Below are 25,984 nucleotides of genomic sequence, written 5' to 3'. Positions count from 1 at the left end.
ACAGCAAGGAGCTTTTATGGACTTTGAACTTAATGAAGATCAACGTGCATTTGCCGATACGGCTCAGCAGTTTTCGTTAGAGCGTTTAGCACCAATGGCCGCAGAGTGGGATGAAAAACAGAACTTTCCCAAAGACGTATTGAGAGAGGCGGGAGAACTGGGTTTTCTCAGCCTCTACACGCCAGAAGCACATGGTGGTTTGGGGTTAAGCCGTTTGGATGCGTCGATTGTTTTTGAGCAGCTCTCCATGGGGTGCACGTCGACGACTGCTTTCATGACCATCCACAATATGGTGAGTTGGATGGTGGCGAGTTTCGCGACCGAAGACGTGAGAGCCAAATATTGTCCTAAACTCGTCACCGGAGAATGGTTGGGTTCGTATTGCTTGACAGAGCCCAATGCGGGGTCGGATGCCGCTTCGTTGACCACAACCGCGAGCAAAAAAGGCGATACATACGTGTTGAATGGCGGTAAAGCATTTATCTCCGGCGCAGGAGAGACGGATGTTTTGGTCGTGATGGCGCGAACGGGCGAAGCGGGTGCCAAAGGTGTGTCTGCATTTGTTGTTCCTGCTCAAGCTGACGGCATCAGTTATGGGAGAAAAGAGCCCAAAATGGGCTGGAACAGCCAACCAACACGCGCGGTTACGTTTGAAAATGTCGTTATTCCAGCAAGTCATTTACTGGGCGAAGAAGGGCAAGGCTTCATATTTGCCATGAAAGGATTGGACGGTGGACGCATTAATATCGCGACCTGTTCCGTTGGTACGGCGCAACAAGCTCTGAATCAAGCTACGCAATATATGCAGGAGCGAAAGCAGTTCGGAAAATCGTTAGCGCAATTTCAGGCGCTGCAATTCAAGTTAGCGGACATGGCGACGGAGCTTGTCGCAGCACGGCAATTGGTGCGTTATGCCGCCAGCAAACTCGATCGAGACGATTCCGATGCGACGACGTACTGCGCGATGTCGAAACGCTTTGCAACCGACGTCGGTTTTCAAATTTGCGACCAGGCGTTGCAGATCTACGGCGGTTACGGGTACATAAAAGAGTACCCCATGGAGCGTTATTTCCGTGACGTTCGCGTACATCAAATTCTTGAGGGCACTAATGAAGTTATGCGTCTGATCATCGCGCGTCGTCTGCTCTCAGAAACGTCAGCGTTGCTCTAACAAGTTATCGGGTCTGCGCCATCAAAAGGGGAAGTCACATTATGCCATCAACGCCACAAGCCATTGAGCACACCATTCAAAATCACGTCGCAGTGATTACGATGCATAATCCCCCCGCGAACACGTGGACGGCAGACAGCCTTCACGCTTTAAAAGCGTTGGTGTGCACGCTTAACCAAAATAAAGACGTATATGCCTTGGTCATTACTGGTAGTGGTGACAAGTTTTTCTCGGCAGGTGCGGATCTCAAGTTGTTTGCTGATGGTGACAAAGCACGCGCGTTAGAGATGGCGCGCTGCTTTGGTGAAGCATTTGAAACCCTCTCCGAGTTTCGAGGTGTATCTATTGCTGCCATTAATGGTTATGCCATGGGTGGTGGGCTAGAAGTGGCGTTGGCGTGTGATATTCGAGTGGTCGAAGAGCAAGCCATACTCGCGCTGCCAGAAGCGAAAGTTGGGCTGCTTCCTTGCGCTGGTGGCACACAAAACCTCACCGCGCTTGTTGGCGAAGGATGGGCCAAACGCATGATTCTTTGCGGCGAACAAATCAGCGCCTCTCTGGCAAAAGAACTAGGCTTAGCGGAGGAGCTAGTGCCAAAAGGGGAAGCCTTAAGTAAAGCGATTGCGATGGCTGATTCGGTTGCAAATCAATCGCCTTCTTCGGTCGCCGCGTGCAAAATTCTGATTCAAAACATGCGCTCTGCGCCACTCAAACACGGCTTAATGAAAGAGCGTGAATTATTCCTCGATTTATTTGATACCGAAGATCAAACAGAAGGCGTACGCGCCTTTCTTGAAAAGCGTCGACCTAACTGGAAGAACCAATAGGAGGCTTCATGGTAGGAACGGTCACCATTACAGAAATGGATTGTGTCGATGGCGTACATCGCATCGGCGTCGCGACGTTGGATAACACGCCATCACTGAACGCATTGACGTTCGATATGTTGCGTCAACGTCACGATCAATTGATCAATTGATCAAATGGCAACACGATCCGCACGTGGTTTGTGTGGTGTTAAGTGGTGCGGGAGAAAAAGCATTCTGTGCTGGCGGGGATGTGCGGGCGATGTATCACGTCATGCACAATGAGAGCAAAGAAGCGACCGTAGAATTTTGCACAAAATACTTTGCGTTGGAATACGAGTGTGACTATTTAATCCATACCTACAACAAACCCATCATTGGATGGGGTGAAGGCATCGTGATGGGTGGTGGCATGGGGCTGTTTATGGGCACAAGCCACAAGGTTGTTACGCCAATATCGCGTTTAGCCATGCCAGAAATCAACATCGGTCTATATCCAGACGTAGGTGGTACTTGGTTCCTTAGTCAAATCGATCCCGAAGTGGGTCTATTCCTTGGTTTGACCGGTGCGCTCGTTAATTCGAGTGACGCTGTCACTACTGGTCTGGCGGATTGGCTGTTGCTGGAAGAGCAATATCCCACTTTGTTAAAAGAGCTACAAAAAGTGCCATGGGGGACTTCTGGTGCGAAGGAACTGGTTAGTGCACTGTTGGCGTTGTTGGAAGAACAAATCATCGACAGCAAACCAACCACGCAAATCTGCCCTCATCTCGACCAAATCAAAGAAGCTTGCAAAGGCGTAGACCTAAACCTCATTGCTCAACGCATTATGGCGATGGAAGACAGCAGCCCGTGGATTGCCGGTGCGAAAGAAACATTTTCGTCAGGCAGCCCAATTACTGCTCATATTTGCTTTCGACAAGTCAAAGAATATCACCGCTTACCTCTTGCAGACTGCTTCCGATTGGAGCTGAGCCTGTCGGTTCGTTGTGCGCTCTTAGGGGAATTTGAAGAGGGCGTTCGTGCTCGCCTTATCGACCGAGATGGTGAGCCAAACTGGATGTTTAAAACGGTCAGTGAAGTCGATGAAGATGTCATCGACTTATTGTTTACCTCGCTTTGGGCTGACGATGAACACCCGCTCGCCAAGCTCGGTGAACAGCCGCTAGGTTAGCCGTTAGGTCAATAAGGAGAATAATCATGAGTACCATCGCATTTATTGGGTTGGGTCGAATGGGGAATCCAATGGCGCAGAACTTGTTAGCGTCAGGGTTTAACGTGCAAATATTTGACGTGGATGTGGAAGCCGCAAAACAACTGATGCCATTTGGGGCAGTGGTTGCGAGCTCGCTCGAAGAAGTGGTGGATGGTGCAAGCACCGTGATCACCATGCTTCCAGCGGGGTCTCACGTTCGGTCGGTGTATTTAGGGGATTTACACGGGGGCGTTGGCGTGATGAACCTTGTCGCACCGAATACGCTATTGATTGACTGTTCGACGATCGATCCCGATTCAGCAAGATTGGTTGCCAATGAAGCGGCAAACAAGCGTTTGTTGTTTGTCGACGCACCGGTTTCGGGTGGCGTCGCGGGAGCTAAAGCGGCTACGTTGACGTTCATTGTCGGTGGCTCGGATGAGGCATTCTCAAAAGCGAACGCCATTTTGCAGTACATGGGGAAAAACGTTTTTCATGCGGGTAAAGCTGGCGATGGGCAGATGGCTAAAATCTGTAATAACCTGATGCTGGGTATTTTGATGTCAGGCACGTGTGAGGCGCTGAACTTAGGCATTGATCATGGGCTCGATCCAAAAGTCTTGTCCAACATCATGCTGCAAAGCTCAGGACGAAACTGGGCGTTAGAGCTTTACAATCCATGCCCAGGCGTGATGGATAGCGCGCCAGCCAGCCATGATTATCAACCGGGCTTTATGAGTAAGCTGATGCTAAAGGATTTAGGTTTGGGATTAGATGCCGCATTGCAAACCCACTCCTCGGTTCCTATGGGAGCGTTGGCGCGTAACCTCTATGCATTCCATAACTCGAGCGGTCATGGTGAGCTCGATTTCTCAAGTCTGTTTGAATTCTATAAGAACAACAAATGACCATTGTGCTGGGAGCAATAAGCTCCCAGTTTCGATATTTCGTGTCTGAGTGCCGACAAGTTTTGGAGAGCAAATATGGACATAAAAAATAGCGTTATTGCGATTACAGGTGCAGGGCAGGGGCTGGGCCAAATGATGGCGATTACCCTCGCTCAATCCGGAGCTGATTTGGCTTTGCTCGATGTGAATGAAACCGGTTTACGAGAGACACAATCACAATGTCAGATGTTAAGTGCGAAAGCGTTCACTTATCCGGTTGATGTGACAAATGAATCGGATGTGGAAGCGACATTTGACGCCATTCTTCAAGATTTCGGTCAGCTTAATGGACTCATCAACAATGCGGGAGTGCTGCGAGATGGTTTGCTTGTAAAAGCCAAAGATGGCGTTATCAGCAAAATGTCGTTGGAGCAGTTTAATCTCGTCATGAATGTCAATGTCACGGGAACATTTCTGTGTGGGCGTGAGGCTGCTGTAAAAATGATTGAAAGTGGCTCACAAGGGGTCATTATCAATATCTCCAGCGTTGCGAGAGCCGGGAATATTGGTCAAACCAACTATTCCGCCTCTAAAGCGGCGGTCGCTACCATGGCAACAACGTGGGCACGCGAGCTTGCAAGGTACGGCATTCGAGCCGCTGCGATTGCGCCAGGGGTTGTACATACGGCGATGGCTGATCAAATGAAGCCAGAGGCGATCGAACGTCTAGAAAAGATGATTCCGGTAGGGAGAATGGGGGAAGCGAGTGAAATCGCTCATGCCGTCAAATACATTCTTGAGAGTGATTACTTCACCGGCCGCGTGCTTGAGGTGGATGGCGGAATCCGAATGTAAACGCTTTTTTCAGAGAATGATTGCCTCAGGGAGGCATATTTGTCTGCTTAGTGACGAGTCGCATTGAGGGCAGGATCTGCTTTCTTTTTTAATACCGATACACACATTCATATAGTAAATAAAATTCGTGCCATATTTAATTAAGAATAAATACCATTCAAATATTACGTGAAATCATTAATTTGATGTTGGTCACAATTCTTTGGTTTGATTTTTAATCATCTTATAACTATCACCGGATTTATGATCAATTCATCCATCCGTTCTTTCCTGTCTATCTAACACCTTATTAAATATGGCTTTTACTCTGTGGCACGTCAATTTTACGCGAGAGTTTTAGCTGGTGGTTTACATACCTAAATTTCATTATTGGAAGGTTAGTTTCCAGTTGTGACTGATGAGCTTTAACTTTTTACTCCTCATAATGCGCCAAATGTAACATTGTGTTTCAAAGTGTAACATTAAACTCACACTGTAAGTGTGGTTTTAACCACGCTGCAATCCCGTTTGATACTCGATGATCCCAATGTTGCACATGCTCAACACATAAACATTCTAATGACTATAACAACTGGTTCTTAGCTTGATACCGAACGTAATGGCATTTGCTTTGAAACCAGACAACCATCGAGAAAGTTAATGGAAGCCTCAAGATATAAACGCATCTTGTCGAGGGGGAGTTTGGCGTGCGTCATACTTTTGCTCTCAGGATGTAATTCTGCTTTGCTTGACCCGAAAGGTGCCATTGGTGTCCAAGAAAAAGAGCTGATCATCACCGCTCTTTTGCTGATGTTAATCGTCGTGATCCCTGTGATTCTGATGACGATTTACTTCGCCTACCGATACCGAGCAAGTAACACCGACGAAGAGTACGCACCAGAATGGTCGCACTCGACCAAAATCGAAGTGGTGGTATGGACAATTCCCATCATCATTATCGCTATTCTTGCCACCATCACTTGGCGTTCTACCCACGAACTAGAGCCATCCAAACCTCTGGTGAGTGATGTCAAACCGATGACGATTGAAGTGGTCTCGCTTGATTGGAAATGGTTGTTCATCTATCCGGAAGAAAACATCGCGACCGTAAACTACGTGGCGTTTCCGAAAGATGTGCCTGTGACCTTTAAGCTGACGTCAGACAACATCATGAATGCGTTCTTTATCCCGCGTTTGGGTACTCAGATTTACGCGATGCCAGGCATGGTGACTAAGTTGAATCTGATCGCTAACCACGAAGGGGACTACAAGGGCTTTGCGTCGAACTACAGCGGCGAAGGTTTCTCGCAGATGAAGTTCACCGCATCCGCAATGCCGGACCGCGCTGCGTTCCTCAACTGGGTGCAAAAAGTGAAAGCGAGCCCTGATCGAATCGAAGATTGGGAGCAATACAGCTCGCTGGCTGAGCCAAGCGTTGCTGCGCCTGTCACTCTGTTCTCAAGTGTTCCTCCGTTTCTGTTCAGCAACGTCGTGACCCAACATCCGGGTTCCATGAACTGTTTGCCTGAAAACCAAGGATAATCACATGTTTGGAAGATTAACTCTGGATTCAATTCCATATCACGAGCCGATCATCATCATCACGCTGGCGATCGTCGCGTTGGTGGGATTAGCCGTGGTGGTTGCCGTAACCAAAGCTGGAAAATGGCAATACCTATGGAATGAATGGTTTACTTCGGTAGACCACAAAAAACTCGGCTTCATGTACATCGCTGTGGCGATGCTGATGCTTGTACGTGGCTTTGCGGACGCGGTGATGATGCGTAGCCAGCAGCTACTTTCCTCTGCGGGTGAAGCAGGCTACTTGCCGCCGCATCACTACGACCAAATCTTTACCGCGCACGGCGTGATTATGATTTTCTTCGTTGCGATGCCGCTCGTGATTGGTTTGATGAACATCATCGTACCGCTGCAAATCGGCGCACGTGACGTGGCTTTCCCGTACCTGAATAACTTAAGCTTCTGGCTGTTTGTGGTTGGTGTGATCCTGACGAACATGTCGCTCGGCTTAGGTGAGTTTGGTCGTACCGGTTGGTTGGCGTATCCGCCGCTGTCTGGCATTGAAGCAAGTCCGGGCGTCGGGGTCGACTATTGGATTTGGGCGCTGCAGATATCTGGTGTCGGTACCACGCTAACGGGTGTGAACTTCTTCGCTACCATTTTGCGTATGCGTACACCATCAATGCCAATGATGAAGATGCCAGTTTTCACTTGGGCGTCGCTATGTGCCAACATTCTGATCATCATTTCGTTCCCAATTCTGACCGTCACCATCGCACTGCTGACGCTCGACCGTTACTTGGGCATGCACTTCTTTACCAATGATCTTGGCGGCAACGTGATGATGTACGTCAACTTGATTTGGGCATGGGGCCACCCAGAAGTGTACATCTTGGTGCTGCCAATCTTTGGTGTGTTCTCAGAAGTGACGGCAACCTTCTCGCGTAAAAAGCTATTTGGTTACACCTCACTGGTGTGGGCGACGATTGTCATCACTGTTTTGGCGTTCGTGGTTTGGTTGCATCACTTCTTTACCATGGGTTCTGGCGCGAACGTGAATGCCTTCTTCGGCATCGCGACGATGATCATTTCCATCCCAACTGGGGTGAAGATCTTCAACTGGCTGTTCACCATGTACAAAGGCCGCATTTGCTTTACCACACCGATGATGTGGACGGTAGGTTTCCTAATTACCTTCACCGTTGGTGGTATGACGGGCGTACTGATGGCGGTACCGGGTGCGGATTTCGTTCTGCATAATTCTGTATTCCTTATCGCACACTTCCATAACGTGATTATCGGTGGGGTGGTGTTCGGCTGTTTTGCGGCGATCACTTACTGGTTCCCGAAAGCGACCGGTTTCACCATGAATGAAACTTGGGGTAAACGCGCGTTCTATCTGTGGATTGTCGGTTTCTTGATGGCGTTCCTGCCGCTTTACGCGCTGGGTTTTATGGGTATGACCCGTCGTCTGAGCCAAGACATCAACCCTGAATACTTCCCGCTATTGGCTGTTGCGGCGACGGGCACGGTTGTGATCGCTCTGGGCGTATTGTCTCAGTTCATCCAAATCTACGTGAGTATTCGTGACCGCGAGCAAAACCGTGACCTAACGGGTGACCCGTGGGGCGGCCGTACATTGGAATGGGCAACGTCTTCACCTCCGCCGTTCTACAACTTTGCTCATCTGCCAAAAGGCGATGTACTGGACGCGTTCTGGTACCAGAAACAAAGTGGCGAGTTCGATCCAATGAAAGAAGTGGAATACGAACGCATCCATATGCCAAAGAACACAGCAACGGGTATTTATGTGTCGGCTTGGGCGTTGGTCTTTGGCTTTGCGATGATCTGGTACATCTGGTGGCTAGCGGCAGCAAGTTTGGTGGGTATCGTTGTGACGTGTATCCAACACAGCTACAACGATGACGTGGACTACTACGTTGAAGTGGAAGAGATCAAAGCGATTGAAGCCGCTCGCCGAGCTCAGCTAGAAGAAGCGAAGAAAGGAACCGTGAAAGACAACGAAAACAGCGATGATCTGGAGGTGACCTATGCAAACTAATGTCGCAGCTCATCATGACCACGATCACCACCATGACACGAATGGCAACAAGCTGTTTGGTTTCTGGGTTTACCTGATGAGTGACTGCGTATTGTTTGCGACTTTGTTCGCGACATACGCCGTGCTGTCTAGCAACTCGATTGCCGGTCCTACAGGTAAAGAGATTTTCGAACTGCCGTTCGTGTTTGTCGAAACCATGCTGTTGCTATTTAGTAGTATCACTTTCGGTTTTGGCATTATCGCGATGAAACGCAACGACGTGGCGGGTCTCAAGCGTTGGATGTTAGTGACGTTTGCGCTAGGTCTTGGCTTTATCTGCATGGAAGTCTACGAGTTCCATCACCTGATTAAAGAAGGCTATGGCCCGCAGACCAGCGCGTTCCTATCGGCATTCTTTACGCTGGTTGGCACGCACGGCTTGCATGTGACCTTTGGTCTGATTTGGTTGGCAGTGGCTTATCACCAGCTTTCGACTAAAGGTCTGAACGACAACATGGCGATGCGTTTTAACTGCTTGAGCCTGTTCTGGCACTTTCTAGACATTGTTTGGATTTGTGTCTTTACCATCGTTTACTTAATGGGGGTGATGTAATGGGCCAACATGTTGAAACCAGCTCGTCGGATTACGTAAAAGGCTTCGTTGCGTCGCTGATCTTAACGGTGATTCCGTTCTACTTCGTCTGGGCGCAAACCTTGCCAGCGAGCACCACCTACGTTGTGATGTTTACTTGTGCTTTGGTGCAGATCTTTGTGCACTTCAAGTACTTCCTACACATGGAAGCGAAAACGTCAGATGGGCGTTGGAACTTGGTGTCATTGATGTTTACCGCCATTGTTGTGCTGATCCTGATCGCTGGTTCGATCTGGATTATCTACAACATGAGCGTCAACATGAAATTGTAGGCGCGGGTATGCTGAAAAATTATTTGTCTATCACCAAACCGGGCATTATTTTCGGCAACCTGATTTCAGTTGCGGCGGGGTTCTTCCTCGCCGCAAAATCAGAACCTGCGAGCCTGACGTTGTTTTTAATAACTTTGGCTGGCGTGGGACTGGTGATTGCTTCAGGTTGTGTGGTGAACAATATTTTTGACCGCGATATCGATCAAAAGATGGCACGGACAAAAAATCGTGAGACCGTAAAAGGGAACATCAATATTGATGTCGCCTTTGTCTATGCCTTGGCGATGCTACTGGTGGGAACGGCGCTGCTGTTCCAATTAGTCAATCCGCTTTCGGCGGTCGTGGTGCTGCTCGGTTACGTCTACTACGTGTTCTTCTACACTATGTGGTACAAGCGCAACTCAGTATACGGCACTCTCGTTGGTAGCATCTCTGGCGCCGTGCCGCCATTAGTGGGCTACTTGGCGGTGACCAACTTCATCAGCTTAGAAGCGATTTTGCTGTTTACCATGTTCTGCTTATGGCAAATGCCGCACTCCTACGCGATTGCGATGTTCCGTATGCAAGACTATCGAGAAGCGGGGATTCCGGTTTTACCCGTTAAAGAGGGTATTCATAAAGCGCACCGACACATGAAAGCGTATGTGGTGGCCTTTGGCGCAGTATCGTTGGGATTATTTTTACTTGGTGAAGCTGGGTATGAATACTTAGCGGTTGCGGCTGTCGTTTGCTTTATGTGGACGAAAGTGACCTTTCGCAGTATTGACGACAGTAACTACGTCGCGTGGTCGAAGTCGGTATTTAAAGTCTCGTTGCTGGTGGTGATGGGGATAAGTGGTGTGCTTGGCGTCGAGTTGATACCTCTTGCTCTTTAAAGGCTAGACAACGGATAACCATAGTTTTAGATGCTTGCAAAAAGAGCTTTGCAATAGAACTCTGGAACTGTCAAAACATGGAATTGAAGTGAGAGGATATTTTCGCTTTAACTCTATTTCATTGCATCTATTAATACATTTCCATTTTTGTGTTTTTATTTTCTCCCTTTCATTGACTGTGCACTCTAAAAAATCATTGTTTTAATAAATCAATGGCTTGCAAGATAAATTAACAATATATGATCGAGTTACAAGTTGGTTGGGTACTACGTGCTTTAATATTGAAAATAGACTTAAGGTTGATAATCAACTCATGTTGAAAAGTAATTTTAGCTTACATATTTAACAATTGCAGATATTTATTAAGCTAGTCGCATTTCGAAGAAACAGTTTCTACGTTTATAGACATTAAAAGATTGCCATATAAAGATTTGGATAAAATCAAATCTGAGTCGTGTATAAAATGAAGTTTATAAAACTGTTAGCCTTAGTACTCTCGTTTCAATGCTTTGCACAAAGTCAAGAGTTACATCTATCTCAAAACGTTGTGCTCGATGTCCCCTTATCAAAAACAATACTTCATACGGGTAACATACTTATATTTAAATTTGGCGATAGCCATATTTCTCATGAAGTTCTGAGTCCTAAAGAGTTTTTTTCTCCCATAGATTTAACTGGTGTTGAAAAAGAATTTGTTAGATCTCTGTTCAAGCTAACGGAAAACAGTTCATTTCCACAATGGTTAAACGCAGCTTCTAATGAGTTATCTGAGACATTAGGTATTACGAAGGATAATAAAGTTATTGAGGTTAAAGGTGGGCTCGAAATATTAGGGTTCTATGATTCTGAAAGCCAAAGTGGACAGCTTTTTATATTAGATACTAGTCTAATACATCATTTTACCTTTTTGGGCTCAGATGAGCTTTTTAAAAACCTTTATCAGTCAATTCGGGAGAAAAATAATGAGTTTAACAATTGAAGAAAAGAGAAACCTAAAGACATTCTGGATTAGTTTATACGGTCCTCAAGCAAATCAATGGCCAGTTAACGCGGACATGTTCGATTTAACATATAAACTTCTAGAAGAGTCAAAGAAATGTAGCGACCTAATCGACATGGTGCCAAGGCCAATGGCTGTGGGACAAAGTCCAATGAGTTGGCTTTCTTCTGAGGTCCGCGGTCGTTTGCTTAGGACATTGCGAAATAATAAAGAACACTATGTGCTTTGTGTAAAGCCAGCATCTTTGAAAATGAAAACTCAATTCGCTATGAAGGCATCTGGCTTAAAGAGCGGGCCTTGTGGAGAAGGGCTTACTCGGCTTGGCGCTTCTCCTAAACTATTTCCACCCAATATTCTGTTGTATTAAGACTCATCCCACCAAACCTTAACCCAGATTAAAGTTTTGTCCTCCCCGAAACAGTAAGGTGCGCCTTGTTGATGTTAAGTCTCAAGGATTCAGAGAAGGAACAGCCATGCATTATGTATCGCTGTTCCTTTTTCGTTCTTGTTGATTTACAAACGCGTCAAACAATAAAAACGAATTAAGAGGACTGGTTTTGAGTATTTTGTTTTCCGAAGCCCGCATTGGCAACATGACCCTAAAGAACCGCTTTGTGCGTAGCGCAACGTGGGAAAATATGGCGACCGAAGATGGCCACATGACGGCAAAGCTTTACGATATTTACGAAGAGCTTGCTAAAGGTGACGTCGGGCTAATCGTCACAGGTTACGCCAATATCGTTGAAGAAGAAAAGCCCAACGCAGGGATGATGGGTATTTACAACGACTCTTTCATCGAAGAATACAAAAAACTCACAAAACTGGTTCATCAGTACGATTCTAAAATTGTGATGCAAATTGCTTATGGCGGTACTAAAACCACCTACAACGTCGGTGAGCGCGTGATCTTTGCTCCGAGTGATGTGCCTGAGCGCGGCACGAATACTCAAGGCAAAGCGATGACGAAGGATGAAATCGACTACATCGTAAAAGCATTTGCATTAGCGAGTAAACGAGCTCAAGAAGCCGGTTTTGACGGTGTCGAGATTCATGCAGCGCACACTTACTTAATCAACCAGTTTTTAAGCCCGTACTACAACCGACGCGAAGACGAATACGGAGGCAGCTTAGAAAATCGTATGCGTTTGCTTTTGGAAATTTATTCTGAGACCAGGACGTTGGTGGGGGATGCGTTTCCAATTCTTGTGAAGCTAACCGCGACAGAATTCTTTGACGGCGGTTTAACATTCGATGAAACACGCATTGTGTGTAAGAAACTCGAAGCAGTGGGCGTTGATGCGATCATCGTCTCCGGCAACATTCACGGCAAAGCAAACGAACTTGTTGGTGAAAGATTCGATGGTTACACACTGCAAGAAGAAGGCTATTTTCACGAATACGGGCAAGTGATCAGTCAAGATATTCATATCCCCGTGATTACGGTTGGCGGGTTACGCGATATTGATGCGATCGAGAACATTGCAGAGAATACCAACATCCAGTTTTTTGCTGTTTCACGTCCTCTACTCGCTGAGCCACAGTTGATTAAACGTTGGAAAGAAGGCAATCGCGCACCAGTAGACTGTGAACGTTGCTCTAAATGCCGAACTAAGCGCGGTAACTTCTGTGTGGTATATAAGAACCGAAACCGCCGCAGTTAGTGAGTTTACATAACCAATGAAGAAGCCTCCTCGTATCTAAGGAGGCTTTGTTTTTATGGCCGTCTTACCGTAAACACTCGACAGCTGAGTTTGGTTTGGCTTTTCTCATCAACTAAGTCCTATCGATTTTTTAATTCCATCTCATTGATAAAAAATGGGAATAATATTAATCGTCAAAAATATCAATAATAAGACAGTGTTTCATAGATGAAACTCAGTGGCGTTCTAAACTTTAAGCGTTTTTATTTCAAACTAGGCACGAGGGTAAGGTAAAGGATCTGCAATATTGAACGCTCAATGGATTGCCGATTCTGCACTTTAGGTTTCCAAGCTTGTGCCGGAAGTGAATGATGACGCTCGAATGCGGTTTGTGTTGATGCGTGTGTTGTTTACTAGAAAATGGCTACTAAAACGTCACGTTTAACAGTGAGGAAGCTTGTACAAGCTCGTAGTTGCATCACTTTTTACAAGCGCTCATGTAAAACGTGAGAGGCAACTAATATGAAGAGTTTAGAAAACACAACCATTGAACATTTCAAAAGTCACTTTCAAGGTGACGTCGTTTTACCTACCGAATCTAATTACGATGAAGTTCGCCAAATCTGGAATGGCATGATTGATCGCAAGCCGAGTTTGATTGCTCGCTGTAAGTCGACAGATGACGTTGTGATGGCGGTTAACTTTGCGCGAGACAATGGTCAGCTACTTTCTGTACGAGGTGGGGGACACAATATTGCGGGCAACGCTGTCTGTGATAATGGGGTCATGATCGACCTGTCGCTCCTTACCCAAGTCCGAGTCGATGAAAATGCAAAAAGAGCGTTTGTTGAGCCGGGCTGTACCTTAGGCGACTTAGACGAAGCCACTCAAAAACACGGGTTAGCGACCCCGGTAGGAATTAACTCTACCACTGGTATTGCTGGTCTTACTTTAGGTGGTGGTTTTGGTTGGTTGAGCCGTAAATACGGTATGACGATAGATAACTTAGTCTCTGCAAACGTCGTTACTGCCGACGGACGCCAATTGCTTGCCAGTGAAACAGAAAACGAGGATCTTTTCTGGGCGCTGCGCGGAGGCGGCGGTAATTTTGGCATTGTTACGCAGTTTGAATTCCAATTGCATCCCGTTGGCCCTGAAGTACTGAGTGGTTTGATTGTCTTCCCGTTTGATCAAGCTAAATCGGCCATCACGCAGTTTGCAAAATTCACCGAATCTGCGCCAGAAGAGTTAAGTGTGTGGATGGTGAGTCGTAAAGCTCCGCCACTCCCATTCTTACCTGAAAGCGTTCACGGTAAAGAGGTTGTCGTACTGGCGATATGTTATGCAGGCGACCCATCCGAGGGTGAAAATCTAATTGCTCCACTCAGAGATTTTGGTGACGCACATGGTGAGCATGTTGGCGTACAACCATTTGCTGCATGGCAACAAGCGTTTGATCCCTTACTCACTCCGGGCGCACGTAACTATTGGAAATCGCATAACTTTAACTCGCTAAGCGAAGGTGTCATTGATGCGGCGATAGAATACGCAGGGAAGTTACCATCGCCTCAATGCGAGATTTTTATCGCTTCTCTTGGCTGCGCGGCATCTAGACCAGAACCTGAATCTATGGCTTATTCTAGCCGTGACGCTAATTACGTATTAAATGTGCACGGGAGATGGGACTCCGCAGAAGATGACCAAGCTTGTATCGCGTGGGCGAGAGACTTTTTTGCCAAAACCAAACCGTATGCCAGTGGCGGTGCGTATATCAACTTCCTTACACAAGATGAAGCCGAACGTACAGAATCCGCCTATGGCCCAACGTATGCGCGCTTGCAAGAAGTGAAGAAGAAGTTTGATCCAAATAACTTGTTCAGAATGAATCAAAATATCAAGCCAGAGTGAGTGACTCGATATTCTGTTCTTCGTTATGTTGTATCTGTTTGGTAACTCAAGAATACGTAGCCACGGTCAAAGCTACGTATTCTTGTCCGGCATTCAATTCTGAACTATTTCATAATTTTCTGGGGTTTATCGATATATGCAAGGTTAGATAAGTGCCAGCAAGTAAGCTGGCCTTTTTGATCAACAAATTCTGTAAAAACCACACTCATCAAACCAGTCATATTCTCTATCTTGCTGTTCGTTTCTTATACAAAAAGTTAACAAATTAAATTTTTATACATTTTTATTGCATAAAAACTCCTTGTTGGTAATATGAATGCCAAGTGACAATTAATGCGGTATTTCAGCATGAGTATTCAGGTAAGCGGAATCAACAAATCCTACGGTGACACACAAGTTCTTCACGATGTGAGTTTCAATTGTGAAAACGGTGAAACGCTAGTGTTACTGGGGCCAAGCGGCGCGGGGAAGAGTTCTTTATTACGTGTTCTAAACCTTTTGGAAGGGGCGGATAACGGCAAGTTAAACATCGCTAATGACGTCTTCGATTTCTCGGCTGAAATCAAAGAAAAGCAAGGTTTAGCGCTTCGCCGTAAAGTGGGCATGGTATTTCAGCAATACAACTTGTGGCCTCACATGACGGTCATGGAGAACTTGATTGAAGCGCCTATTAAAGTGTCGGGAATGGATAAAGAAGAAGCTAAAACCCAAGCGATGCAAATTTTGTCTACGTTGCATTTGGCTGACAAGGCCGACGCATGGCCGATGCAGCTTTCTGGTGGGCAGCAACAACGTGTGGCGATTGCTCGTGCATTGATGATGAAACCGGAAGTCTTGCTTTTTGATGAACCGACCGCAGCTCTTGATCCGGAAATTACGAACCAAGTCGTTAAGATTATTAAAGATTTAAGCGAAACTGGCATCACCCAAGTCGTAGTGACGCATGAGGTCGATTTTGCTAAGAAGATTGCTAGCCACGTTCTGTACCTCGAGAAAGGACACATCGTAGAGCATGGTACGCACGACGCTTTTGCTAACCCGCAAACCACACAGTTTGCTGATTATCTAAAGCACTAAAAACAACACCAATAAGTTCAGTCAACTAACAGTTAAGCTCGGCTGTCATTGCGAGTGTCAGCCCAAGACGTACACACGGAGTATTGCAATGAAAAAGATTCTACTAACTTCACTAATCGGCCTTATTTCTGCAAACGTGGCAGCAAACGCAGTGGCACAAGATGAAATCAAATTCGCGATGGAGGCGACGTACGCACCATTCGAATACATGGATGAAAACAATCAAATCCAAGGTTTCGATGTGGATCTGGCGAATGCTCTATGTAAAGAAATGGACGCAAAATGTAGCTTCCACAACCAATCTTTCGATAGCTTGATCCCTGCATTAAAATTCAAACGTTATGATGCGGCTATTTCTGCAATGGACATTACTGAAGCGCGTCTTGAGCAAGTCAATTTCTCGAATGCTTACTACGACAACTCAGCAGCGTTTGTTTCTATCAAAGACAAAGTCGCTGACCAAAACGCGTTAGAAGGTAAGCGTGTAGGCGTTCAAAACGGTTCAACTCACCAAAGTTACCTTATCGAGCAAATGCCGGGTGTAACGTCGGTTCCTTACTCAAGCTACCAAGATGCTTTCATCGACATGAAGAATGGCCGTATTGATTCTGTATTTGGTGACACAGCGGTAGTGGCGGAGTGGTTCAAGAAGGAAGACACCCTTGCGTACGTTGGTGAGCGCGTTACGAATCCTAAATACTTCGGTAATGGTTTTGGTATCGCAGTAAACAAAGGCAACGATGAACTTGTGAACAAGCTAAACACAGCGCTAGAAGCCGTGAAAGCGAACGGCGAATACGACGCAATCTACAACAAGTACTTCGGTAAGTAATATGGCGTTAACGGGTTACTCTTTAGCGCTTGTACAAGCTAGCTGGATGACGGTTCAGCTAGCCTTCACAAGCCTTTTAGTCGGTTTGATTCTGGCAGTGGTATTCGCCAGTGGTGAAATGTCTCGTCGCGTATTCGTGAAATGGCCTACAACGGCGTTTGTTACGGTGGTGCGTGGCTTGCCAGAAATCCTTGTCGTGTTGTTCATCTATTTTGGTTCGACTCAGGTTCTGTTTTTAATCACCGGAGACTTTATTGAGGTTAGCCCGTTCTTGTCTGGTGTGGTGGCGTTATCGTTGATCTTCGCTTCCTATGCTTCTCAAACTCTGCGCGGCGCATTAAAAGCCGTTGGCAGAGGGCAGAGAGAAGCTGCAAGCGCACTCGGTATCAGTCAGTTCCACGCGTTTGTACGCATTGTGTTGCCGCAAGCCGTGCGACATGCGCTTCCTGGCTTAACCAACCAATGGCTGGTTTTGCTAAAAGACACGGCGCTGGTTTCTTTGATTGGCGTGACGGATCTGCTGAAACAAGCTCAGCTTACGTCGGCAGCAACGCACGAAGCGTTTACTTGGTATGCGACGGCTGCGGCGATTTACTTAGTGATCACGCTTATCACGCAACGCGCGGTCAAAGAGATTGATAAGAAATTCTCAATCCAAGGCATGAGTATGGGGCAGGAGGCAAACGCATGAACGAACAACATGTATGGCAAATGCTGGATGGTTTAGGCACTAGCCTTCAATTAACGGCTGCGTCTTTGGCTGTCGGCTGTATTCTTGCACTATTGATGACCTTGACGTTGATTCTACGCACTCCGGGTTTGCACTGGGTCAGCCGTGGCATCATCACGCTGTTTACTGGGACACCGTTGCTGGTTCAGATTTTCTTGGTCTACTACGGTCCAGGTCAATTTGATGCAGTTAGAGAGAGTGTGCTGTGGACTTGGCTGAGCCAACCTTGGTTCTGTGCCATGTTAGCGTTGGCATTAAATACGGCTGCGTACAGTACTCAGCTTTTCAAAGGTGCGTTTAGTGCGATTCCTTCAGGTCAATGGCAAGCGTGTCGTGCTCTGGGTATGAACAAAAGTGCCACGTTACGTGTGTTACTTCCTTATGCGATTCGCCGTGCGGTGCCTGCTTACTCAAACGAAGTGATTTTGGTGTTCAAAGGCACGTCTTTGGCAAGCACCATCACCATCATGGACTTGATGGGCTATGCTCAGCGCATTAATGCTCAAACCTACGATACATTAATGGTTTTCGGTGTAGCAGGCGCGTTTTATCTGAGCGTGAATGGGATTCTGACGCTTATCTTCCGCCAAGTTGAGAAGAAAGCTCTGGCTTTTGAAGCCGTATAAATACCAAACCATTGTTGATTTAAGTTCATCACATCTTCAATTTCACAATGCCTCTGCGACTGACTCTCTGGTAGGGGTATTTTTTATTTCTCTTCTCTTGTTTTACCCGGAAGTGGAAAACTGCGCATCTTTCACCAAACTTAAGTGAGTAGATTTTTCTGGGTTGTAACATGGAACGACGACATTTTCTTGCGTTATGGACATTGATGTTTGCGCCATTTCTTAAAGCGGAAAGCTCTATGCGTCCGACGCCCTCTCAGACCGAAGGTCCATTTTATCCCGTGGTGAAGATTCCGCTTCGCCAAAACTTAGTATTGAAACCGGGTACTTTGATCGGAGAGACGATAACATTGCAAGGTAAAGTGCTGGATGTGTTTGGTCGTCCCATCTCTGGCGTAAAAATAGAAATTTGGCAGTGTGATGGCCAAGGGATTTATGACCATCCGAATCAACCCAGCCAAAACAAGTTTGACCCAAGTTTTTCAGGTTTTGGCGCGACAGTAACTGAAGAAGATGGGCGCTATTTTTTTCAAACACTGTTTCCTGTCCCATACAGCTCAAGACCTCCTCACATTCACGTCAAACTGTGGCGTGGCGACCATGAATTGTTGACCACCCAACTCTATTTGAAAGGACAGACGGGCAACGAATGGTGGGGTGGTAAAGCCCGTGACCATTTACAGTTTGAGCCAGTAAATATTGATGGGCGAATAGTCGGAACGTTCGATTTCGTGATTGCTTAATCTGTTTGATGTTCGCTAGTAAGGCATCAACTCAGCCAGCTGCGACAAGCATTCTTTGTCTAGTATGGGATGAGGTTCGACACCAGTTACCAAAACAATATCCACCGACAGTAGTGGAGGCAGATCTTCTAAGATCTTCAGATCATCTGTGACACTGATTCTTCCCATCGCGCCAATCGCCATGCCAGAGCGAACAATGGCTCGCTGCGCAGAAGAGGTGTTACAGCAAGCTAAGAGTTGATATGGCGTTCCTCTTTTGGTCAGCGCATTAATAGCGGCGGCGTGGTATTTACAATCGGTTTGAAATAGCGCGAGAGGGACTGGCTGTGATTCGTCGATAGCGAAATCGGGGTGACTGATCCACACGCCTCTATCACTTGCGAGCCAGTATCCTTCTTCGCTATCGGGTGCACGAGTCACGATGGCGGCGTCTAATTTGCCTTCATCTAGCCATTCGCGGAGCGTCACGCTTGGCTCACTGTACACCTGGATAGAGCATGTCGGTTCGGTTTGCTGCAATACGCGGATGACTTTAGGCAGCAGGCTATCGTTATAGTCTTCTGGACATCCTAAACGCAGTGGGCGTTTGTCTTCGTAGCGTTTTACTTGCTTGACGGCTTGATTGTGCAAACTTACGAGTTGCTCTGCATGCGCACGAAGTGACATACCCGCTTCGCTCAGTACAAGGTTGCGACCTTCCTTTTCGAATAAGCTGACACGGAGTTCATCTTCAAGCTTTCGCATTTGAGCACTAAACGCGGATTGGGTGCGATTGATTTGTTTTGCAGCACGAGTGAAGCTGCCTGTTTCAACAAACGCAAGAAAGCTGCGCAGCGCGTCAATATCCATATTCTTTTCTATCCATCGTTTTTATTGGAGTGTCCCATCAAAACTATCCGTTAGTTTGAAATAAAACAATCAGATATTGTGATTTTACGCTTTAATTAATAACAACACCATTTGGCATGGAGGCAACAATGCAACTCTTTATCGGGAATCAAAACTACTCAAGTTGGTCATTGCGAGCGTGGCTCATTTTTTCTCAATACGATGTAAAAGTGGATGTAACTAAGCTAACGCTGTTTACTGAAGACTTCTACGACAAGCTGGCGAGCGTAACACCAACGGCCAAAGTGCCAACATTGGTTGATGGCGAAGTCACGGTTTGGGATTCCTTAGCGATTTTGGAATATGTGAACGAGCAGTATCTACAAGGAAAGGCGTGGCCAAGCCATGTAGCGGACAAAGCGAAAGCGCGCGCGATTTCGGCTGAAATGCATTCGGGCTTTTTTGATTTGAGAAACGAGTTACCGATGAACTGTCGCGCACGTCGAAAAGTAGATCTGAGCGATGGAGCACTAAAGGATATTGCACGCATAGACGCAATTTGGTCTGAGCAAATGGCAAAGTTCCCAGACGCTTATTTGTTTGGAGAGTGGTCGATTGCCGATGCTATGTATGCACCGGTTGCGTTGCGCTTTGAAACTTATGGCATTGAATTGTCCCAAGGCGCTAAAGCTTACCAGCAAAAAGTGCTAGCAAGCCAAGCGGTACAAAAGTGGCTAGCGGAAGCAAGTCAAGAAACAGATATTGTGGAAGAAGATGAAGCAGGAGTAGAGGTTTAAGTCCTCGATTTTGTTTCACCCTTGAAAGACAGAGCATGATAGACACGGTGCTATCATGCTCTATTGACTACATATTCTGGTAATTAGGCCCGCCACCGCCTTCTGGCGTCTTCCACGTAATGTTTTGTGACGGATCTTTTATATCGCACGTTTTACAATGTACGCAGTTCGCAGCGTTGATTTGAAACTTCACTTTCCCATCAATTTCGACCACTTCGTAAACCCCGGCAGGGCAGTAACGCTGGCTTGGCTCATCAAACAACCCGAGGTGCACATCGATGGGGATATGAGGATAAGTCAAAACAAGATGGCACGGTTGGTTTTCTTCATGTTGTGTGCCGGATAAAAACACCGAAGATGGTTTATCAAAGCTGATTTCTCCATCCGGTTTTGGATACTCAATCGGCGGGCATTCATTTTTGGGTTTTAACTGTTCGTGATCGTGGGAATGGTCTTTCACTGTCCACGGTATTGGCTTTTTAATCAGAGGAAGCCACAAGTTGTGCTCGAAGGTAGAAAGAGCTCCGCCAAACAGGCTACCGAACTTATGCAGGTTCGCTCCAAAGTTACGCGTTTCGGCGAGTTCATCGTACAGCCAAGAGGCTTCAAATCGCGATTGATAATCAGGGTCACGCCTTGAGTCTTGTAATGCCTGATGAATGGCTTCTGCTGCTAGTAAGCCTGATTTCATCGCGGTGTGGCTGCCTTTTATCTTCGCAACGTTAAGTGTTCCTGCACCACAGCCAATTAATAAACCGCCGGGGAATTGTTGTTTCGGTAAAGAAGATAACCCACCTTTTGCGATGGCTCTTGCGCCATAAGCGATACGCTGTGCCCCTTTTAGGTGTTGTTTAATTGCAGGGTGGTGTTTAAAGCGCTGAAACTCATCGAATGGGCTCAAGTGGGGATTGCGATAGTTAAGATCGACAATCAACCCGACCGCAATTTGGCGGTTTTCCATGTGATAGAGGAATCCACCACCAGTTGTGTTGGTTTCGCTCAATGGCCAACCGGCGGAGTGGATGACGTTGCCTGTAAAATCTTTCGCATCAGCCGGCAGCTCCCAAATCTCTTTCAAGCCTAATGCGTAATGCTGAGGTTGTTTGCCTGCATCCAAATCGAAATGACGAATGAGCTCTTTTCCTAAATGCCCACGGCACCCTTCAGCAAACAGCGTGTATTTGGCTTTAAGTTCAATGCCCGGTTCGAAATTGGCTTTCTCTTGTCCGTTTTTATCCAGTCCCATATCGCTGGTGGTGATTCCAGTAACGGCACCTGATTCATCGTAGTTAACGCTCGCAGCGGCAAAACCAGGAAATACTTCAACACCGAGCTGCTCAGCTTGAGTAGCAAGCCAGCGACAAAGATTAGCAAGGCTAATAACGTGATTGTTTTCGTCATTATGCATGGGTTTAGGCGTGAGGAAGTGGGGCACACGTATATGATTAAGCTCCGTCGTTAGATAGAGAAAATCATCATGTTGAACGGGGGCAGAAACGGGTGCTCCCATTTCCTTCCAATTTGGGAAGAGCTCATCTAAGGCGCGAGTTTCAAACACCGCGCCAGATAATATATGTGCGCCGACCTCAGAGCCTTTTTCTACCACACAAATTGACAGCGCTTCGCCTTCACGATCTTGGTTCAACTGTGCTAATCGACATGCTGCACTTAACCCCGCAGGGCCAGCTCCGACGATCACCACATCAAACTCCATGCATTCACGTTCCATTTTTGTGCTTCCTTTTTATTTTCGTCATCTGGGTGACATTTTTCGTTTATATAGAAAACTATAGCTCAGTTAACGTAAACGTGAATCCGATGAGAGGTGGTCAAGGTTTTGAAATATGAAAGAGTGACATGAGTATGAAAATCAAACCATTAGTGATGATTGTATCTGTTCGGTTGGTGGGTTTGAATTAGTGCGTAAAGCAGAAAAAAGGCTTCCATTTAGGAAGCCTTATGTCGTTATGACTTAGTTACACTTGGCCTTTGCAGATGTTCTGCAAGCACCTTGGTAAAGCGCGCGGCTTCACCGCCGGTACAAGCTCTGTGGTCAAAGGTAATGGACAGCGGCATTGCTTTTACGGCCACGGCTTGACCGTTACGGATCACGACCCGGTCCACAATTCGTCCTGCACCGACAATCGCGACTTGCGGTGGCGAAACCACTGGTGTTGCGAAAATGCCGCCAATGGCCCCAAAGTTGGATAAAGTAATGGTTGCGTGTTGTAAGTCTTCTCGGCTGATCTTTCTGTCTCGGATGCCTTTGACGGTTTGATCGAGCCAGCGCCGAACGTCTTGCGGTTCATACTCATCCGCGTGGCGAAGCACGGGGACATACAGTCCGTGACGGCTATCCACCGCTACACCAAGATTGACGGTAGGATGAACACAGCGCGTCATGGTTTCTGCATCGAACCAAGCGTTGAGAGCTGGCTCTTGCTGGCAAGCATAAACGATAGCTTGTACCAGACGAATGCTGATGTCCTCGTTTGGCAACCAATCTTCCAATAACGCTTCTTCGGTAATGGTCACCGCTGCGACATTTTGATGGGATTCTGCCATGGTCGAGACCATCGTACGGCGCGCTCCTTTGAGCACTTCAGTTCCAGGAACTTGTTTGCCTGCTTCTTCGTAAACATCGGCATCGACGATCAAACCGCTTGGTCCGCTACCGACCATCGTTTTCAAATCTACGCCTAGCTTTTTCGCTAGCAAACGCGCGGAAGGTAAAGCGGTGATGAGTTTGTCTGTTGATTTGTTGTGGCTGCCGCCCACCCAAAAATCGTCAACATTTACATTATGAGATTGGTGAGATACGGTGCCAACAACGGTTGCGGCATCGGCGGTTTGTCGTTTTTCCGCAGAGACAGTGTTTTCTGCGCCACTTTCGTCGATTTCTAGAAGTAGGGCGCCAATATTAATCACGTCGCCTTCTTCACCATGGCGGCTGACAATTCTGCCTGCGTACGGAGCCGGAACGTCTACGGTTGCTTTCGCCGTCTCAACAGTGAGGATCACTTGGTCGAGTTTGACCATGTCGCCCACATTGACATGCCATTTTACAATTTCTGACTCAGCGAGACCTTCGCCAAGATCGGGTAAGTTAAACGTCTTCATTTCCAATCCTCCACGAGCTCGCGCGCTGCGATCACAATGTCTTCTTCCTGAACCATGAAATAATCTTCGTTACGGTAATAAGGCATAATGGTATCCATACCTGTGACTCGTTTAGGTGGCGCTTTTAGCAAGCACATCGCGTGCTCGGCGGTTCGAGCCAGCAGCTCAGAACCCACACCACACGTTTTACTGGCTTCATGTACAACCAGCAGGCGTCCGGTTTTCTCTAGTGAACGGAAAATCGTCGCGGTATCAATCGGCTTAATACTTGCCAGATCAATGACTTCGACTTCGATCCCTTGGCTTGATAGGGTTTGCGCAGCTTGGAGAGATTCAACAACACATGCTCCCCATGTCACGAGCGTAATATCTCGGCCTTTGCGCAGCGTAAAACAAGTGTCTAACGGCAATGCTTCCCCGTTATCAATCACTTCGGATTTAACGGTGCGATAGATGCGTTTGGGTTCAAAGAACATCACTGGATCGTTACTGCGAATGGCAGCAAGCAGCAAACCGTAAGCACGCTGAGGAGAAGATGGAATCACCACTTTAAAGCCTGCGGTATGTGCAAACAGTGCTTCAATGCTTTCTGAGTGGTGTTCCGGCGCGTGAATGCCGCCACCAAAAGGCGCGCGGAATACAGCCGGACAAGTGAGGCGTCCACGAGTACGGTTACGTATTCTGGCCGCGTGACACATTAGGTGCTCCATAGCCGGGAAGACGAAACCCTGGAACTGAAATTCTGCAACAGGGCGTAAACCTTGAGTTGCCATGCCCACTGCAACGCCGCCGATTAAGGCTTCTGCAAGCGGAGTATCGATGACGCGTTTTAGTCCATACTTTTGTTTGAGCCCGACGGTTGCGCGGAATACGCCGCCGTTATCACCCACGTCTTCGCCAAGTACGACGACGTTTGGATCGTGTTCCATTTCATGATGCAGAACGAGGTTTACTGCTTCAACTAATGTAAGTTCAGCCATGTTTGCCTCCTTGCATTCGCATTGCTTTATTGATCAATTCATCGCGTTGAGCGTGAAGCTCTTGAGGAAGCGATTCGTAGAGGTAATCGAATCCAGTTTCAGGCGCTTGTTGAGGCAAGTTTAGGTAGCGTTCAACCGCGAGTTCGACTTGTTCCTTGCAGTCGCTTTGCCATTGTTGCTCTTGTTCATCGCTCCAAGCACCTTGATTGATCAAAAAGGTTTTTAGTCGGCTCACGGGCTCGAATTGCCATGCAGTTTGCACGTCATCTGCATTACGATAACGCGTCGCATCGTCGGCGGTGGTGTGGTCACTTAGGCGATAACTTACCGCTTCGATCAGTGTCGCCCCTTTGCCTTTTCGTGCTCGCTCTAATGCGGTTATGGTAGCGTCATACATAGCAACAACGTCGTTGCCATCGACGGTAATCCCTGGAATGCCAGCGCCTTTTGCTTTTTCAGAAAGAAACTCCGCCGCGCATTGCAAACTGCGTGGTACAGAAATCGCCCACTGGTTGTTATTCACCACAAAAACCAACGGAATGTTCCATGTCCCTGCGCAGTTGATGGATTCGAGAAAATCTCCTTTGGATGTCCCACCGTCGCCACACATGACCAGTGCCGCTTCGTGATTGCCTTGAATTTTCAACGCAGAAGCAACGCCGACCGCATGTGTACATTGTGTTGCGATTGGGACACAAAATGGCAAGTCTCGGCTTGGGATAGGGCTGCCTTCTGGCGCAAAGTCACTGCCGCGCTCATCGCCGCCCCAATATTGAAGGTTTTTTTCCATACCAATGCCACGACACCACATCGCAGGCATATCGCGATAATAAGGGACAAAGACGTCATCGGTTTTTAATGCCCGTCCTACCGCTATACCAATGGCTTCTGAGCCAAGGTGTGAAGGGTAGGTACCTAGCTTACCTGTTCGTTGCAACGCAACGGCTTTCTGATCGTAGGTGCGAGTTAATACCATGTCGCGGTAAAACCCGACCAAAGTTTCAATGTCAGCCCAGTTGGGTAGTTGGCCGACTAGGTTCCCATCATGGTCGATAAACCGATGCATGGGTAACGCCTGAACGTTCATCTCAAGCTCCTTTTGACGCTGCGGGTCTTTTGGACTGCAGCTGTTCATTATTAAACCAAAGTCTGTATGGGTACTCAGTCTTTGATATCAGCGCAAAAGGCCATACCTAGGGTTGCGAATGTCATCGAGCGTTTGAGGCATCTATTTGTCCTTTAAACGATTGGTCTCTCACACCGCTGCTTGTTTGAAAAACACATTGTTTTAAAACGCAAGACCTCGTGTTGACTGCTATTCACTTGGCCCAACCCTCTGATTCAATCTTGGTATAACCAGATACAGTAAGTGTAAACAAAATGTTAAATCGTGCTTTAATTCGACTTTAACCCATCAGTAAAGTTTTGCTTACACCCCATTTTTTCAGA

24 protein-coding genes and 1 pseudogene are annotated in these 25,984 nt (G+C 47.0%); 20 read left to right on the top strand and 5 right to left on the bottom strand.

Features of this window, described 5'->3' with window-relative positions; translation table 11 throughout:
- Positions 1 to 16 precede the first annotated feature (16 nt).
- From NL646_RS03010 to NL646_RS02920, 19 genes and pseudogenes are all read left to right on the top strand, one after another.
- Positions 17 to 1,171, top strand: coding sequence for an acyl-CoA dehydrogenase family protein (locus tag NL646_RS03010; protein ID WP_140073552.1), 1,155 nt, complete (start codon positions 17 to 19; stop codon positions 1,169 to 1,171).
- Positions 1,172 to 1,212: 41 nt separating this feature from the next.
- Positions 1,213 to 1,998, top strand: coding sequence for an enoyl-CoA hydratase (locus tag NL646_RS03005; RefSeq protein WP_253663828.1), 786 nt, complete (start codon positions 1,213 to 1,215; stop codon positions 1,996 to 1,998).
- 8 nt (positions 1,999 to 2,006) lie between these two features.
- Positions 2,007 to 3,151 (top strand): annotated as a pseudogene (locus NL646_RS03000) (enoyl-CoA hydratase/isomerase family protein).
- A 26-nt stretch (positions 3,152 to 3,177) separates the two neighbouring features.
- Complete coding sequence (mmsB, locus tag NL646_RS02995; RefSeq protein ID WP_005498503.1) at positions 3,178 to 4,080, top strand: 3-hydroxyisobutyrate dehydrogenase; 903 nt, start codon at positions 3,178 to 3,180, stop codon at positions 4,078 to 4,080.
- A 75-nt stretch (positions 4,081 to 4,155) separates the two neighbouring features.
- Positions 4,156 to 4,914 carry an SDR family oxidoreductase gene (locus NL646_RS02990; RefSeq protein WP_005455723.1) on the top strand — a complete coding sequence of 253 codons (759 nt, stop codon included), beginning with the start codon at positions 4,156 to 4,158 and terminating at the stop codon, positions 4,912 to 4,914.
- A gap of 639 nt (positions 4,915 to 5,553) precedes the next feature.
- Entirely contained in the window at positions 5,554 to 6,435 is an 882-nt protein-coding gene (gene cyoA, locus NL646_RS02985; protein ID WP_005455699.1) for a ubiquinol oxidase subunit II, read from the top strand.
- A 4-nt stretch (positions 6,436 to 6,439) separates the two neighbouring features.
- Positions 6,440 to 8,476 carry a cytochrome o ubiquinol oxidase subunit I gene (cyoB, locus tag NL646_RS02980; protein WP_253663827.1) on the top strand — a complete coding sequence of 679 codons (2,037 nt, stop codon included), beginning with the start codon at positions 6,440 to 6,442 and terminating at the stop codon, positions 8,474 to 8,476.
- Positions 8,466 to 9,068, top strand: a complete 603-nt coding sequence (gene cyoC, locus NL646_RS02975; RefSeq protein ID WP_021821510.1) for a cytochrome o ubiquinol oxidase subunit III — start codon at positions 8,466 to 8,468, stop codon at positions 9,066 to 9,068. Before cyoB ends, cyoC begins: the two co-directional genes overlap by 11 nt.
- The gene (gene cyoD, locus NL646_RS02970) at positions 9,068 to 9,379 is read left to right on the top strand and encodes a cytochrome o ubiquinol oxidase subunit IV (RefSeq protein WP_025556633.1); all 312 of its coding nucleotides are present in this window, start codon (positions 9,068 to 9,070) and stop codon (positions 9,377 to 9,379) included. The genes cyoC and cyoD overlap by 1 nt, the downstream gene beginning before the upstream one ends.
- Entirely contained in the window at positions 9,340 to 10,254 is a 915-nt protein-coding gene (cyoE, locus tag NL646_RS02965; protein ID WP_253663934.1) for a heme o synthase, read from the top strand. Before cyoD ends, cyoE begins: the two co-directional genes overlap by 40 nt.
- A 463-nt stretch (positions 10,255 to 10,717) precedes the next feature.
- Complete coding sequence (locus tag NL646_RS02960; RefSeq protein WP_020835102.1) at positions 10,718 to 11,233, top strand: hypothetical protein; 516 nt, start codon at positions 10,718 to 10,720, stop codon at positions 11,231 to 11,233.
- The gene (locus NL646_RS02955) at positions 11,217 to 11,621 is read left to right on the top strand and encodes a hypothetical protein (protein WP_253663826.1); all 405 of its coding nucleotides are present in this window, start codon (positions 11,217 to 11,219) and stop codon (positions 11,619 to 11,621) included. Before NL646_RS02960 ends, NL646_RS02955 begins: the two co-directional genes overlap by 17 nt.
- Positions 11,622 to 11,811: 190 nt before the next feature.
- Complete coding sequence (locus NL646_RS02950) at positions 11,812 to 12,915, top strand: NADH:flavin oxidoreductase (RefSeq protein ID WP_025556625.1); 1,104 nt, start codon at positions 11,812 to 11,814, stop codon at positions 12,913 to 12,915.
- A gap of 501 nt (positions 12,916 to 13,416) precedes the next feature.
- Positions 13,417 to 14,802, top strand: coding sequence for an FAD-binding oxidoreductase (locus tag NL646_RS02945; RefSeq protein ID WP_253663825.1), 1,386 nt, complete (start codon positions 13,417 to 13,419; stop codon positions 14,800 to 14,802).
- Positions 14,803 to 15,150: 348 nt separating this feature from the next.
- Complete coding sequence (artP, locus tag NL646_RS02940) at positions 15,151 to 15,879, top strand: arginine ABC transporter ATP-binding protein ArtP (protein ID WP_005483352.1); 729 nt, start codon at positions 15,151 to 15,153, stop codon at positions 15,877 to 15,879.
- A gap of 88 nt (positions 15,880 to 15,967) precedes the next feature.
- Positions 15,968 to 16,711, top strand: coding sequence for an arginine ABC transporter substrate-binding protein (locus NL646_RS02935; RefSeq protein WP_025558729.1), 744 nt, complete (start codon positions 15,968 to 15,970; stop codon positions 16,709 to 16,711).
- Between the two features lies 1 nt (position 16,712).
- Positions 16,713 to 17,402 (top strand): arginine ABC transporter permease ArtQ, encoded by a 690-nt coding sequence (artQ, locus tag NL646_RS02930; RefSeq protein ID WP_193268031.1) that lies wholly within the window; start codon positions 16,713 to 16,715, stop codon positions 17,400 to 17,402.
- Entirely contained in the window at positions 17,399 to 18,067 is a 669-nt protein-coding gene (artM, locus tag NL646_RS02925) for an arginine ABC transporter permease ArtM (protein ID WP_253663824.1), read from the top strand. The genes artQ and artM overlap by 4 nt, the downstream gene beginning before the upstream one ends.
- Positions 18,068 to 18,237: 170 nt before the next feature.
- Entirely contained in the window at positions 18,238 to 18,810 is a 573-nt protein-coding gene (locus tag NL646_RS02920) for a protocatechuate 3,4-dioxygenase (protein WP_025502744.1), read from the top strand.
- 15 nt (positions 18,811 to 18,825) lie between these two features.
- On the opposite strand, the gene NL646_RS02915 is transcribed toward NL646_RS02920, so the two are convergent.
- Positions 18,826 to 19,659: a LysR family transcriptional regulator gene (locus NL646_RS02915; RefSeq protein WP_253663823.1), complete on the bottom strand. Its 834-nt coding sequence runs from the start codon at positions 19,657 to 19,659 to the stop codon at positions 18,826 to 18,828.
- Positions 19,660 to 19,787: 128 nt separating this feature from the next.
- Here NL646_RS02915 and NL646_RS02910 point away from each other — a divergent pair, with 128 nt between their 5' ends.
- Entirely contained in the window at positions 19,788 to 20,435 is a 648-nt protein-coding gene (locus tag NL646_RS02910) for a glutathione S-transferase family protein (protein ID WP_031848340.1), read from the top strand.
- Between the two features lie 67 nt (positions 20,436 to 20,502).
- Here NL646_RS02910 and NL646_RS02905 read toward each other — a convergent pair whose 3' ends face one another.
- The 4 genes from NL646_RS02905 to pdhA all read right to left on the bottom strand — a co-directional run bounded on the left by NL646_RS02905 (position 20,503) and on the right by pdhA (position 25,622).
- Positions 20,503 to 22,164 carry an electron transfer flavoprotein-ubiquinone oxidoreductase gene (locus tag NL646_RS02905; RefSeq protein WP_253663822.1) on the bottom strand — a complete coding sequence of 554 codons (1,662 nt, stop codon included), beginning with the start codon at positions 22,162 to 22,164 and terminating at the stop codon, positions 20,503 to 20,505.
- Positions 22,165 to 22,400: 236 nt separating this feature from the next.
- Positions 22,401 to 23,555 carry a dihydrolipoamide acetyltransferase family protein gene (locus NL646_RS02900; protein WP_017448113.1) on the bottom strand — a complete coding sequence of 385 codons (1,155 nt, stop codon included), beginning with the start codon at positions 23,553 to 23,555 and terminating at the stop codon, positions 22,401 to 22,403.
- Positions 23,552 to 24,535, bottom strand: coding sequence for an alpha-ketoacid dehydrogenase subunit beta (locus NL646_RS02895; protein WP_253663821.1), 984 nt, complete (start codon positions 24,533 to 24,535; stop codon positions 23,552 to 23,554). The genes NL646_RS02900 and NL646_RS02895 overlap by 4 nt, the downstream gene beginning before the upstream one ends.
- A complete protein-coding gene (gene pdhA, locus NL646_RS02890; protein ID WP_045586843.1) occupies positions 24,528 to 25,622 on the bottom strand; it encodes a pyruvate dehydrogenase (acetyl-transferring) E1 component subunit alpha in 1,095 nt (364 codons plus the stop codon). The genes NL646_RS02895 and pdhA overlap by 8 nt, the downstream gene beginning before the upstream one ends.
- Between the last annotated feature and the right edge of the window lie 362 nt (positions 25,623 to 25,984).

The organism is Vibrio sp. Y20_XG_PY13 (genome assembly GCF_024181925.1).
In the GTDB taxonomy this organism is placed as follows: Bacteria; Pseudomonadota; Gammaproteobacteria; order Enterobacterales; family Vibrionaceae; genus Vibrio; species Vibrio parahaemolyticus.
The sequence above is the reverse complement of the archived record's forward strand: the minus strand, read 5'-3'. Positions and strand labels throughout refer to the sequence as shown.

What these genes read in the sequence shown, in the direction of transcription:
- NL646_RS02990 (WP_005455723.1), top strand. Translation starts at nt 4,156, where the DNA reads ATGGACATAAAAAATAGCGTTATTGCGATTACAGGTGCAGGGCAGGGG.
- NL646_RS03005 (WP_253663828.1), top strand. Translation starts at nt 1,213, where the DNA reads ATGCCATCAACGCCACAAGCCATTGAGCACACCATTCAAAATCACGTC.
- NL646_RS02935 (WP_025558729.1), top strand. Translation starts at nt 15,968, where the DNA reads ATGAAAAAGATTCTACTAACTTCACTAATCGGCCTTATTTCTGCAAAC.
- cyoD (WP_025556633.1), top strand. Translation starts at nt 9,068, where the DNA reads ATGGGCCAACATGTTGAAACCAGCTCGTCGGATTACGTAAAAGGCTTC.
- mmsB (WP_005498503.1), top strand. Translation starts at nt 3,178, where the DNA reads ATGAGTACCATCGCATTTATTGGGTTGGGTCGAATGGGGAATCCAATG.
- NL646_RS02900 (WP_017448113.1), bottom strand. Translation starts at nt 23,555, where the DNA reads ATGAAGACGTTTAACTTACCCGATCTTGGCGAAGGTCTCGCTGAGTCA.
- artQ (WP_193268031.1), top strand. Translation starts at nt 16,713, where the DNA reads ATGGCGTTAACGGGTTACTCTTTAGCGCTTGTACAAGCTAGCTGGATG.
- NL646_RS02915 (WP_253663823.1), bottom strand. Translation starts at nt 19,659, where the DNA reads ATGGATATTGACGCGCTGCGCAGCTTTCTTGCGTTTGTTGAAACAGGC.
- NL646_RS03010 (WP_140073552.1), top strand. Translation starts at nt 17, where the DNA reads ATGGACTTTGAACTTAATGAAGATCAACGTGCATTTGCCGATACGGCT.
- artP (WP_005483352.1), top strand. Translation starts at nt 15,151, where the DNA reads ATGAGTATTCAGGTAAGCGGAATCAACAAATCCTACGGTGACACACAA.
- NL646_RS02960 (WP_020835102.1), top strand. Translation starts at nt 10,718, where the DNA reads ATGAAGTTTATAAAACTGTTAGCCTTAGTACTCTCGTTTCAATGCTTT.
- pdhA (WP_045586843.1), bottom strand. Translation starts at nt 25,622, where the DNA reads ATGAACGTTCAGGCGTTACCCATGCATCGGTTTATCGACCATGATGGG.
- cyoA (WP_005455699.1), top strand. Translation starts at nt 5,554, where the DNA reads ATGGAAGCCTCAAGATATAAACGCATCTTGTCGAGGGGGAGTTTGGCG.
- artM (WP_253663824.1), top strand. Translation starts at nt 17,399, where the DNA reads ATGAACGAACAACATGTATGGCAAATGCTGGATGGTTTAGGCACTAGC.
- NL646_RS02955 (WP_253663826.1), top strand. Translation starts at nt 11,217, where the DNA reads ATGAGTTTAACAATTGAAGAAAAGAGAAACCTAAAGACATTCTGGATT.
- NL646_RS02920 (WP_025502744.1), top strand. Translation starts at nt 18,238, where the DNA reads ATGGAACGACGACATTTTCTTGCGTTATGGACATTGATGTTTGCGCCA.
- NL646_RS02910 (WP_031848340.1), top strand. Translation starts at nt 19,788, where the DNA reads ATGCAACTCTTTATCGGGAATCAAAACTACTCAAGTTGGTCATTGCGA.
- NL646_RS02945 (WP_253663825.1), top strand. Translation starts at nt 13,417, where the DNA reads ATGAAGAGTTTAGAAAACACAACCATTGAACATTTCAAAAGTCACTTT.
- cyoC (WP_021821510.1), top strand. Translation starts at nt 8,466, where the DNA reads ATGCAAACTAATGTCGCAGCTCATCATGACCACGATCACCACCATGAC.
- NL646_RS02905 (WP_253663822.1), bottom strand. Translation starts at nt 22,164, where the DNA reads ATGGAACGTGAATGCATGGAGTTTGATGTGGTGATCGTCGGAGCTGGC.
- cyoB (WP_253663827.1), top strand. Translation starts at nt 6,440, where the DNA reads ATGTTTGGAAGATTAACTCTGGATTCAATTCCATATCACGAGCCGATC.
- NL646_RS02895 (WP_253663821.1), bottom strand. Translation starts at nt 24,535, where the DNA reads ATGGCTGAACTTACATTAGTTGAAGCAGTAAACCTCGTTCTGCATCAT.